Origin of the sequence: Solidesulfovibrio sp. C21, assembly GCF_047785625.1 — a bacterium.
Taxonomy (GTDB): domain Bacteria; phylum Desulfobacterota; class Desulfovibrionia; order Desulfovibrionales; family Desulfovibrionaceae; genus Solidesulfovibrio.
In genome coordinates this window covers 1-11258 of sequence record NZ_JBLODY010000099.1, presented here as the reverse complement: position 1 = coordinate 11258, position 11258 = coordinate 1, and the positions used below count along the sequence as shown (strand labels likewise).

Annotated in this window: 11 protein-coding genes; 10 read left to right on the top strand and 1 reads right to left on the bottom strand. The window is 65.2% G+C overall.

Translation table 11 applies throughout. From position 1 onward, the window contains the following. Positions 1-154: 154 nt before the first annotated feature. From ACMZ6R_RS18710 to ACMZ6R_RS18680, 7 genes are all read left to right on the top strand, one after another. On the top strand, positions 155-1081 hold the full coding sequence (locus ACMZ6R_RS18710; protein WP_416114331.1) for a bile acid:sodium symporter family protein: 927 nt from the start codon (positions 155-157) through the stop codon (positions 1079-1081). 152 nt (positions 1082-1233) lie between these two features. Beyond that, positions 1234-2286 (top strand): class I fructose-bisphosphate aldolase, encoded by a 1053-nt coding sequence (locus tag ACMZ6R_RS18705; RefSeq protein WP_416114329.1) that lies wholly within the window; start codon positions 1234-1236, stop codon positions 2284-2286. Positions 2287-2517: 231 nt separating this feature from the next. Further along, entirely contained in the window at positions 2518-3018 is a 501-nt protein-coding gene (locus ACMZ6R_RS18700) for a Spy/CpxP family protein refolding chaperone (protein ID WP_416114327.1), read from the top strand. 13 nt (positions 3019-3031) lie between these two features. Beyond that, a complete protein-coding gene (locus tag ACMZ6R_RS18695) occupies positions 3032-3622 on the top strand; it encodes an RNA polymerase sigma factor (RefSeq protein ID WP_416114325.1) in 591 nt (196 codons plus the stop codon). A 10-nt stretch (positions 3623-3632) separates the two neighbouring features. Beyond that, on the top strand, positions 3633-3938 hold the full coding sequence (locus tag ACMZ6R_RS18690) for a hypothetical protein (RefSeq protein ID WP_416114323.1): 306 nt from the start codon (positions 3633-3635) through the stop codon (positions 3936-3938). 9 nt (positions 3939-3947) lie between these two features. After that, positions 3948-4616: a hypothetical protein gene (locus tag ACMZ6R_RS18685; protein WP_416114321.1), complete on the top strand. Its 669-nt coding sequence runs from the start codon at positions 3948-3950 to the stop codon at positions 4614-4616. Positions 4617-4766: 150 nt separating this feature from the next. Further along, on the top strand, positions 4767-5477 hold the full coding sequence (locus ACMZ6R_RS18680; protein WP_416114319.1) for a superoxide dismutase: 711 nt from the start codon (positions 4767-4769) through the stop codon (positions 5475-5477). A 159-nt stretch (positions 5478-5636) separates the two neighbouring features. Here ACMZ6R_RS18680 and ACMZ6R_RS18675 read toward each other — a convergent pair whose 3' ends face one another. Next, positions 5637-6467, bottom strand: a complete 831-nt coding sequence (locus tag ACMZ6R_RS18675) for a hypothetical protein (RefSeq protein WP_416114317.1) — start codon at positions 6465-6467, stop codon at positions 5637-5639. Positions 6468-6846: 379 nt separating this feature from the next. Here ACMZ6R_RS18675 and ACMZ6R_RS18670 point away from each other — a divergent pair, with 379 nt between their 5' ends. The 3 genes from ACMZ6R_RS18670 to ACMZ6R_RS18660 all read left to right on the top strand — a co-directional run bounded on the left by ACMZ6R_RS18670 (position 6847) and on the right by ACMZ6R_RS18660 (position 11106). Then, on the top strand, positions 6847-8538 hold the full coding sequence (locus tag ACMZ6R_RS18670) for a hypothetical protein (protein ID WP_416114315.1): 1692 nt from the start codon (positions 6847-6849) through the stop codon (positions 8536-8538). A 68-nt stretch (positions 8539-8606) separates the two neighbouring features. After that, positions 8607-9341, top strand: coding sequence for an MBL fold metallo-hydrolase (locus tag ACMZ6R_RS18665; RefSeq protein WP_416114313.1), 735 nt, complete (start codon positions 8607-8609; stop codon positions 9339-9341). A gap of 277 nt (positions 9342-9618) precedes the next feature. Next, positions 9619-11106, top strand: a complete 1488-nt coding sequence (locus ACMZ6R_RS18660; protein WP_416114311.1) for a B12-binding domain-containing radical SAM protein — start codon at positions 9619-9621, stop codon at positions 11104-11106. Positions 11107-11258 lie beyond the last annotated feature (152 nt).

The window sequence follows — 11258 nt, the reverse complement described above, 5'->3', positions numbered from 1 at the left end:
CGGACGCGCGGCGCGAAGGCGTATTCTTCAAATATACGCCGCGCGTCCGCGCACCCTCCCGCCGGCCCCCCCCGAAAAAGCTCCCCTCTTCCCGAACCTTTCTTCCCTCCCCAGACGACTTGACCGCTTTTTGCCGGCGGGCTACCTGCCGCCCATGCTCATTTCCATCGCCCGACGCGTCGAAAGGGCTTTTTTGCCCCTGGCCGTAGGCCTTTCCGCCCTGGCCATGGTCGTTCCGGGCCTTTTCACCTGGATCGCGCCCTATATCGCCCCGGCCCTTGGCGTCATCATGTTCGGCATGGGGCTGTCGCTCACTTTCGAGGACTTCGCCCGTCTCGTGCCGCGCTGGAAGGTGGTCGGCGTCGGGGCGCTGTTGCAGTTCACCGTCATGCCGACCCTGGCCTGGCTGCTCTCCCGGCTTTTCGGCCTGCCCCCGGCGGCGGCCCTTGGCGTCATCCTGGTCGGGGCCTGCCCCGGCGGCACGGCCTCCAACGTCATCACCTACCTCGCCGGCGGCAATCTGGCCCTGTCCGTGACCATGACCCTGGTTTCGACCCTGGCCGCGCCGCTGGTCACCCCGGCCCTGGTGGCGGGGCTGGCCGGGGCGCGGGTACAGGTGGATTTCTGGGCCATGATGGCCTCGGTCTTCTGGATCGTGGCCTTCCCGGTCATCGACGGACTCATTTTGCGCCGGCTGCTGCGGCGACGTCTGGAACCCGTCCTGGCCGTGTTCCCGGCCGTGTCCATGGTGACCATCGCCCTGGTCGTGGCCTGCGTGATGGGCCTCAACCGCGACACCGTGCTGGCCTTTCCGGGAACCGTCATCCTGGCGGTGACGCTGCACAACCTTTCGGGATTCGCCCTGGGCTATGCCGGGGCCTGCCCCTTCACCGCCAGCCGGGCCGACCGGATCGCCATCGCCGTGGAAGTGGGCATGCAAAATTCCGGCCTCGGCGTGGCCCTGGCCAAGGCCTACTTCACGGCCCAGACGGCCCTGCCCGGAGCGCTTTTCAGCCTGGAGCAAAACCTGGCCGGCGTGACCCTGGCCAAGTGGTGGCGGCGCGGGTCCGCCAAGGCGTAATCCGGCCTCGAAACGTGGCCCAACCGTCGCCTCGCCGTCGCCCTCCCCCCCGCCATGCCGGGCATGATGCCTCGCTGCCGGCGTTTTTGCGTTGTCACCGGCCGCAACTCCGCGCTATGTTCCGCCAGAGTCAGCCAAAGGAGGCCGCCACCATGATCGACAAGATTACCGAGCTTCTCGGCGACGAGGCCGAGTCGCTGCTCTCCCACGTCTGCAAAACCATTCCCAAGGAACAACTCCATCTGCCCGGTCCGGACTACATCGATGACATCTTCGTCCAGACCGACCGGTCCCTGCCCGTGGTGCGCTCCCTGGCCACCATGCTCGGCCACGGACGCCTGGGTGGCACGGGCTTCATGTCGATTCTGCCCGTGGACCAGGGCGTCGAGCATTCCGGCGGGGCGTCCTTCGCCCCCAATCCAGCCTATTTCGACCCGGAAAACATCGTGAAACTGGCCATCGAGGCCGGCTGCAACGCCGTGGCCTCGACCCTCGGCGTGCTCGGCAGCGTGGCCCGCAAATACGCCCACAAGATCCCCTTCCTGCTCAAAATCAACCACAACGAGCTGTTAAGCCTCCCCGCCATCCACGACCAAACGCTTTTCGCCTCGGTGGAGCAGGCCTTCGACATGGGGGCCGTCGCGGTCGGCGCCACGGTCTATTTCGGCTCGCCCGAATGCCGCCGCCAGATCCAGGAGGTTTCCGAGGCCTTTGCCCGGGCCCACGATCTCGGCATGGCCTGCATCCTTTGGGCCTACCTGCGCAATCCCGCCTACGTGAAGGGCGGCGTGGACTACCACACCGCGGCCGATCTCACCGGACAGGCCAACCACCTCGCCGCCACCATCGGGGCCGACGTGGTCAAGCAGAAGCAGGCCACCAACAACGGCGGCTACACCGCCATAGGCTTCGGCAAGACCGACAAACGGGTCTACTCCGAACTGACCACCGACCATCCCATCGACCTTACCCGCTACCAGGTGGCCAACTGCTACATGGGCCGCATCGGGCTCATCAATTCCGGCGGCGCGTCCGGAAAGGCGGATTTCGCCGACGCCGTGCGCACCGCGGTCATCAACAAGCGGGCCGGCGGCATGGGCCTCATCTCGGGCCGCAAGGCCTTCCAGCGCCCCATGGCCGAAGGCGTCAAACTCCTCCAGGCCATCCAGGACGTGTACCTGTGCCAGGACGTGACCGTGGCTTAAGAGGCGGAAGAAGTGCGAGAGGGGAAACCCTTTGAAAAGGGCAGTAGCCCCTCTCGCGCTCTCCCCTTCCTAAACTTTTTAACTTTTTGATGTTGGGAAACGAGCCCGCGTCCCGAATTCGGGCCAACCGGTCCGTCCCGCCGCCGATTCCTGTAACCCCCTGCCCGCAGAAGCCGACCAAACGCGAAACGGACGGCCAAGGCCGTCCAAGTCACGCGGGAGGTCATTCCCATGAGAAAATTGTTTTATGGCGTGCTTACGCTGGCCATCCTGGCCGGCTCCGCCTACGCCGTGGCGGCCGGTCCCGGCCCGGGTGGTCCGGGCGGTCCCGGACCGGTGGGATTGCTCGGACGCCTGTTATCGCTTAACCTGTCCGACGCTCAGAAGCACGAAGTCGCCATGATCCTCAAGCAAAATCAATCGGCATTCCGAACGGCGGGGCAGGGCATGCACGAGGCTTTCGACACCATGCGCGAAATCATGCGCACCGATCCGGGCAACGAGCAGCGCATCCGGCAGGCCAGCCGCAAGATCGCGGCCGCCGGCGAGGAGCTGGCCGTGTTGCGGGGGAAGGTCAAGGCCAAGACCTTGGCCGTGCTGACGCCCGAGCAGCGCAACCAGTGGAACGAAGGGGAAATGTCCCCTCCGCCGCCCAATGCAAGGGGACCATTCCATGCCGACCGCGAGTTGGTCGATGAGTGGATCAACGATCACGCTGGCCAGGCGAAATAAACTCCGGAGCGTTATGGCCGAAGCGTTGGTGGACATGGAGGATGCCCGGGTCCTTTCGGAGATCCGGGCTGGCGACGTGGACGCCTACGCCAGGCTCGTAGCGAAGTACCAGGGGCGCGTGTCCGGCATCGTTGCCGGGCACGCGCCCCGGGACAGGGTCGGCGAGTTGGCGCATGAGGTGTTCGTGCGGGCCTACCGTTCCCTGGCCGGGTACCGGGGGGACAGCCCCTTCGGCCACTGGCTGGCCAAGGTGGCGGTGCGCACCTGCCACGACTTCTGGCGGGCGGAGTATCGACGCCGGGAACGGCCCGAAAGCGAACTGTCCGACGAATGCCGGGCGTTCGTGGAAGAAGCGGCCGCGCTGGAAAGCAGCGAAGCAGCCGAGGAAACCGCCTCGCGGCGAGAGGCCAAGGAACTCTTGGCCTGGGCCATGGATAGGCTCTCGCCCACGGACCGCATGGTCGTGACGCTGACGCACCTGGAGGAGCGCCCTGTGGCCGAAGCAGCGGAAATGCTCGGCATAAGCGTTCCCAACGTCAAGGTGCGGGCGTTTCGGGCCAGGAAAAAACTGCGCGAACTGTTAGGCGGCGTTTTTGGCACGTAAGGAGGAATCCATGGACGGAAACGAAACACGGCGTATCGATCACCTGGAAGCGGTGCTTAGAGCCGCCCATACCCGCCGGGAGCCCCCTGTCCTCGATCCCGGGCTGCCGGAGGCGGTGCTGGCCGCCATCAAGGCCGCACCCGAATCCGAGGAAACAAACGGCGTGCTGTGGCGCATGGCCGCCGGAGCCGGCATGTTGGCCGCGGCCACGGTGCTGTTCGTCCTGTTTTTCGGCTCGGGCCTGGAAGAAGAATTCGGACGCTTCCTGTTCTTCGACCCCAACGGCCAAGTGCTGGTTTCCCTCCTTGGCGTGTAGGGCATGGGCATGAAGGCAACAGCAACCAAGGTGCTGGCCGGGCTTGTTCTTTTTGCCTCGGGCGTGGTGATGGGCTTTTTCGGCTCACGGTATCTGGCCGAACGGGGGAGGCTCACCCTGCTCCACGGCGACCCCAGGCATTTCTCCGAAATGGTGGTGCGCCACATGACGGAGGATCTCGACCTCACCAGTGCGCAGCAGAAAAAATTGAGGCCCATTGTGCTCGATACCGCCGATGCCCTGGCCAAGGTCCGCGAGGAGCAGGAGCCGCAACTCAACAAAATCTTTGAAAAGAGCAACGAAGAAATCAAGAAGCTGCTCACGCCCGACCAGCAGGAAAAATTCACCGCGCTCTTACAAAGGCTCGCTCAACGCCGCAAGGCCATCGGGCGATTCGGTCCGCCGCCACCACCGCCCGGTGAATTCGACGGGCATCGCCCGCCCCCGCCGCCACCCGGGGGATTCGACGGGCATCGCCCGCCGCCGCCCGGCATGGGCGATTATCCGCCGCCACCGCCGCCCGACTTCGACGGCCGGTCCCTGGATTCGCCGCGGCAGAGCCCCGAGGGGAGCCGCGCGCCCAACGCAACGAAACCGGCCCCGGACGCAGCCAAACCGGTTCAGCCTGAAAAGCCGGACACTTCCGGAAAAATCGCGCTGCCGGCCGCCGACAAGTAAGGGTAAATGGTTTCTTGGCCGTTCCCCTTTGGCCGCAAATCTGGCAATACTGACGCCAATCCCCGGCGGACCATGCCATCCCGGTATGGTCCGCCGGACCCCAAGCGCCGTTTCGCCCCGTGCGGGCGGATCGAACCAAGGAGGAGCGTCATGCGCGCCCAGTGCGACACGTCTTTTTCCCGCCGCAATGTTCTGAAACTGGCCGCCGGCACGGGGCTTGTGCTCCTGGCCGGGGGCATGATCCTGCCCGGCCAAGCCCGGGCCGAGGCCTTTGCCGCCCCGCCCCTGCCCTATCCGGAAAACGCCCTGGAGCCGGTCATCTCCGGCCGCACCGTCAACTTTCACTACGGCAAGCACACGCTTGGCTATTTCAACAACGCCAACAAATTGGTGGCGGAAAGCTCCCTTGCCGGGCAGCCTCTGGACAAGGTCTTCCTGGCCGCGGCCAAGGACCCCAAACTGACGCCGGTTTTCCACAACGCCGCCCAGGCCTGGAACCACGTCTTCTACTGGAACGGGCTCAAACCCGGCGGCGGCGGCGCGCCCAAGGGCAAGCTGGCCAAGGCCGTGGACGCCTCCTTCGGCAGCGCCGACGCCTGCAAAAAAGCCCTGGCCACGGCCGCCACGGCCGTTTTCGGCAGCGGCTGGGCCTGGCTGGTGGCCGACGGCGACGGCAAGCTCAAGGTGGTTGCCACCGGCAACGCCGGCAATCCCATGCAGGACGGCCTCAAGCCCCTGTGGGTCATCGACGTCTGGGAACACGCCTACTACCTGGATTACCAGAACCGGCGGGTCGACTACGTGGCCGGCGTCCTGGACAAGCTCGTCAACTGGGACTTCGTGGCCAAGAATATGGGGTAAGGTGGGGAGGGAACCGGGGGGAAACCTTTCTTGCAGAAAGGTTCTCCCCCCGGACCCCCTTTCCAAAGAATTTTAACGATATTGATCTGTTATCCGTATCACACCAGTATCGTTAAAAAGTTTAGGAAGGGGAGAGCGCGAGAGGGGCTACTGCCCTTTTCAAAGGGTTTCCCCTCTCGCATCTTCTCCTCTCTTACCTTCTTTTGCGGGCTTCGTAACGATGTGGCCCGGGAGGACCCGCTTCTCGCCCGTCACCAGGGCCGTGGCCTCTTCCGGCGCGCACCGCACCACCGTGGCCGTGGCCACGGGCATTCCCGCCGCATTGTACACGGCCACGGGCGAACCGGGGGCGAGGCCGTGGTCAGCGCCAAGGCCAAAGCAAATAAGCAGCCCGTCCGCCGTCTTTTTCGTCATGAAGACCACGGCCTTGCCCCGAACGGCTCGGATCGTCGCCAACCGCCGCGACAGCAGGAAAACGGCCACTCCGGCAAACGCCGCGCCAAGCATGCACCACCCGCCCATGAACAGGGGCGAAACACCGAAAAGGTGTCGGATGCGGGAATTGGTGGCGTCGTCCAGGCTGGCCTTGTCGGCGAAGACACGGATGATAAAGACCTGATCCGGCCTATTGGCGTCGGTCCCGGGCTCACGCACGATCACCGAGCCCGTTTCCGGGGCCGCGTCCGGCGCGGCCGAAACCGTCGCCCGCCACATGCGGCCGCCCCAAAATCCCCCCGCCTCCTGTCCGGTCACGGCAACGGCGATACCGGGATGGTCCACGGCGAAGACGAGGTCCGAGGCCTGCCGCACATCGGCGGGAAGCGGACCGGAGAGACGGGCCGTTTCGCCCGGCAAGAGAAAAACCATGTTCGCCCCGGTGCGGGAGTTGTCGACGAAACCATCGGCCAGGGCCAGACCGACGCACAGGCAAAAGGCCACCGCCAGCCAGCCGAGCCCGTCGCGCAAGTGCACCAGGGAGGCCTCGCTCAAACCATCACCTCTGGCGACGCCCACCCTGCCGGGCGACGCGGCGCGATGCCGGCCCGGAACGCGGCGGACACGGTGGCAAGACGCACGATCCAACGCGCATATTTCGTTATGGGGGGTGCTCGCCGGGGCATAAGCGAGCCCTGTAAACGGAAACCGGCCGCCAGGCAACCACGGACATCGCCGGACCTGGAGGAAACGCCCTCGCCTGAAACCGCGCCTTTTCCCGCCAACAGCCTGCCCTGGCAACTGGCGCATCGTACGATGAGAAGCCATATTTCAGGAAATTGCCCTTGACAAACGCGGCATGATTTTGCGCAACATATCGCCGAAGCGAATAATTGCGCCAATCCCGCCAAACCGGATGGACGCTGGAGGCCCCATGCTGCGACGTTTCAGCCTGGCCGGGCATCAGCCCCCAACCGACCGCCATGCCCGCGCGAACACGCCGTGGAGCATCCGTCAGACACTCCTCTTCGTCCTTGTTCCGGCCGTCATCGTGCTTCTGGCCACGACCGGGCTCCTGCTCATGCGCTCCGCCAATTCCTCCGTGGAAACGGCCATCGCGCGCGGCTCCCTGAGCCTCACCCTGGCCCAGGCCCGGGAGCTTCAAAACCTGCTGGCCGGCTGCCGCGAGGATGCCGTGGCCCTGGCCCACAAGCCCGTGACCCGCGAGCGGCTGCACGATTTCATGGAGGGCGCCGCTGCCGCCCGGGGCATGGTCTACGCCGAAGCCGCCTCCATCCCGGCCGGACCGGACGATCCCGTGGTCTTGCTCAAAAGCGACGGCCGGGTGGCGGACGTTTCGCCGGATGTGGCGCATCGGGCCCAAAACGGTCCCCTGACGCTCCCCCGCAAGGCCACTTCCCTAAAGCCGGGCCAGGTCAGCCTGTCCGCGCTGACCGAGGTCTACTACCCGCCCATGGGACTCGGCTTCGAGCCGCGCCAGCGCAATCTGGCCCTTTTTCGCCTGACCACGCCCGTGGCCGGGCCGGACGGCCGCCCGGCCGGCTTCCTGGTGCTGTCCATCGACGCCAGGGCCGCCCGCAACATCCTGTCGCTGTACAACTCGCCCCAGTCCCCGATCCTGGGCTTTCACCGCACCAGGGAAAACCGGCAGAGCCTCTTTGTGGACGGCCAGGGCTGGATGCTTTTCCAGTCCGAGGACGTGACGGAACCAACGCGCGAGCTTTCGGTTGCCGGCGTCAAGCCGGGGCTTTCCGGCGACACCGGCAGTCCCGGCTACGACGGCGCGTTTCGCCCGGCCCCGGACCATGAGGCCTATTGGCGCATGATCGAGGCCATCCGGCAGGGTCACGCCGGCATGGAACGGGCTGAGCCGGGGTTCGGCCCGCCCAAGATCGCCTCCAGCGACGACTTCGTCGGCTACGCGCCGGTGCGCTTCGCCGGTGGGTCGGACGACAAAACCGAGGTCGTGGGCGGCGTCATTTATATCGACCGCAGTTTGTTGCCGCGCGCCGCCCAGTTCGACCAGGGCAACATCCTGTTTCTGGCCACGGCCGGGAGCACGCTCCTCCTGGCCGCCCTGATCGTCGTTCTGTCCGGCCGCATCGCCCGGCCGATGACGCGCCTTGCCGATGCCCTGCGGGAAATGCGCCACGAAGGCCATCTGCGGGAAATCGAACCGCCGGGCGGCGCGGCCGAGATCACCCGTCTCGGGCGCGTCTGCAACCGGCTCATCGCGGCCCTGCGCGCCAGGGAAGTGACCCTCGGCGACAGTCGCGACGGAGCGCCGCGTGAGGCCCTTCCCCTGGAGATGAAGCCCCCAATCGCGCCAAAAGCACGCCAGACACCGGACGAGCCCTCCGACGCACAGCCCCCCACTTCGGACCCGTTCGGCGACGCCTCCCTGTCCGACCGGCAGCGCGGCACGCTTGCCGCCCTGCTTGATCGCGGCGTCTTCTCACGCCAGGACTACCAGGACGCCGGCGGCGACATTCCCCAGCGCACGGCCCAGCACGACCTGCAAGACCTCGTGGGGAGGGGCATCCTGGACAAGGACGGCCGGGGACCGGCCACCCGCTACCGCTTGCGCCGGGGATCAAAACGGTAATAACGCGCCGCCTTCCCCTCCGCCGCGAAGGTTGGTAAAAGGCGGCAAACTCTTCCCTGGAGGTTCCCATGCTGGCGGAATGCGTTCTTCTCACCTGCGTGGCGTTTTTCGGCCTGGCCGCGCCGGCCTTCGCGGCATCCCCGGCGTCCGACGAATTCGCCACCTCGGGCGGCCCGCTGCGCATCTTTTTCATCGGCCACGGTTCCCTGCGCTTCGAATACGGCGGCAAGGAAATCTACGTGGACCCCTTCGGCCAGGCGGGCGATTACGGGGCAATGCCCCCGGCCGATCTGGTGCTGCTCACCCACGAGCATGGCGACCATCTGGACCCCGAATCCATCGCCAAGATCGCCGGGCCGGAAACCGCCATCGTGTTGACCGGTCCCTGTCTGGAAAAACTCGGCCGGGGCACGGTGCTGGAAAACGGTCAGAGCGCGACCGCCGCCGGCATCCCCGTCGAAGCCGTGCCAGCCTACAACATCAAGCACATGCGCACGCCGGGAACGCCCTTCCATCCCAAGGGCCGGGGCAACGGCTACATTGTGACCTTCGGGAAACTGCGCGTCTACGTGGCCGGGGATACGGAAAACATCCCCGAAATGGCCAACCTCAAAAACATCGACATCGCTTTTTTGCCCATGAACCTGCCCTATACCATGACGCCGGAAATGGCGGCAGCGGCGGCGCAAATGTTCAAGCCCAAGGTCCTTTATCCCTATCACTACGGCGAAACGGACCCGGCCAGGCTCGTGGCCCTGCTCAAGGATTCGGGCATCGACGTGCGCGTGCGCGAACTGCGGTAGGGGGGAGGCAGGGAGGCAGAGAGGCAGAGAGGCAAGAGAATGCGAGAGGGGAAACCCTTTGAAAAGGGTTCTCCCCTCTCGCGCTCTCCCCTTCCTAAACTTTTTATTTGCTGAAATAATAGATGATTTAAATTTTCTGAGAGAAAACATCCTTCAGAAAAGACTTTTCCTATCGTACGGGAGCGGCCGCCCGCCTTCCCTTTCGGTTTTGCCGCGACCATGATAACGAGCCGCGCGGGGACGGCGCGCGACCGTCCAAAAGGAGAATCGTCCGCCCATGAATGTCCTTTTCGCCAATCTGGCCGGGGTCAAAGTCGATCCTGACGGCAAGGTCCGTCACTTCATCAAGGCCGGCTCCCGCTGGCCCATGACCATCGGCTACGCCAAGTCCGTCGATTACTATCCCTTTCCCTTCTGGCTGGCCTATGCGCTGGCCCTCTGCAAACGGGACACCAAGGCCGCCTGCTCGGGCCTCGACGGTGTGGTCATGGACTTCACCGACGCCGAAATGCTCGTGGAGGTCAAACGGCGCAAGCCCGACCTCATCGTCACCGAACTGGCCGCCCTGACCCTGGCCGACGACCTGCGCTTTCTCGATAAGCTCAAGCGGGAAACCGGCTGCAAGGTGCTTGTGGCCGGCAACCATGCCACCGTGGCCGCCGAGGCGCTTCTGACCGAAAACGCCTGCCTCGATTTCGCCGCCATCGGCGAATACGAAATGACGGTCAAAGACGTGATCGAGGCGCTTATGGCCGGCCGCGAGGACCTCTCCGACATCCCCGGGCTGGTCTGCCGCAAGGACGGGCAAATCGTGAATACCGGCCGGCGCGAACTGCTGGCCGACCTCGACAGCCTGCCCTTCCCGGACCGCGAGGATTTTCCGGCCACCATCTACCCGGACTTCACCCTCTACTCACCCTGCATCAACATCGTCTCCTCGCGCGGCTGCCCCTGCGGCTGCGTCTACTGCCAGGAACGCCACATCATGTACGCCTCGCCGCGCTACCGGCCCCGCGATCCGCAGAAAGTGGCCGAGGAGATGGAATATTGCATCAAACGCTTCGGGGCCAAGCAGTTCTATTTCGACGACCAGAGCTTCGTGGTGAAAAAATCCCATGTGCTCGGCATCTGCGCGGCCATCAAGGAGCGCGGGATCAAAATTCCCTGGACCGTCATGGGCGATGCCATGTTCGTGGACCGGGAGACGCTCTTCGCCATGGCCGACGCCGGCTGCATCGGCATGAAATTCGGCGTGGAATCGGCCGACCCGGGCATCCTCAAAGCCATCGGCAAGCCGCTCGACCTCGATAAATGCCGGCAGGTGGTCAAATGGTGCCGGGAATGCGGCATCCGCACCCACGCCACCTTCTGCCTGGGCCTGCCCGGCGAGACCGAGGAAACCATCAAGAAGTCCCTGACCTTCATGGAGGAACTCGACGCCGACACGGCGCAGGTGTCCAAGGCCGTGCCCTATCCCGGCACGCCCATGTACGCCTGGGCCAGCGAACGCGGCTACCTGGTGGCCAAGGACCTGACCAGCTTCGACGGCATGGGCTCCTGCGTGGTGGGATATCCGGACCTGCCGGCCGCGGAGATCGACCGCTGGTACGGCATCTTCTCGCGCCGCGTGGCCCGCAAAAAGCTGCTCAAATACATAAGCGAGCCCGGCCAAAGCCTGTCGATCCTCATGGAAATGGGCCGACGCAAGGGCGTCGCCAGCGTGCTGAAATCCGCCTGGACCTTCGTCACCCGGGCGTTTCGGTAGAAAAGAAAGAAGATGCCTCCGGCGGCCGGGGGGAAACTTTTTGGAAAAAGTTTCCCCCCGGACCCCCTTCAAAAACTTTTTCCGGCTTTGGATGGTGTGATCTGACAGTGTCGCCCCAACGGGGCGACGGCGTGGTGGGGTGGAGGGGGGGG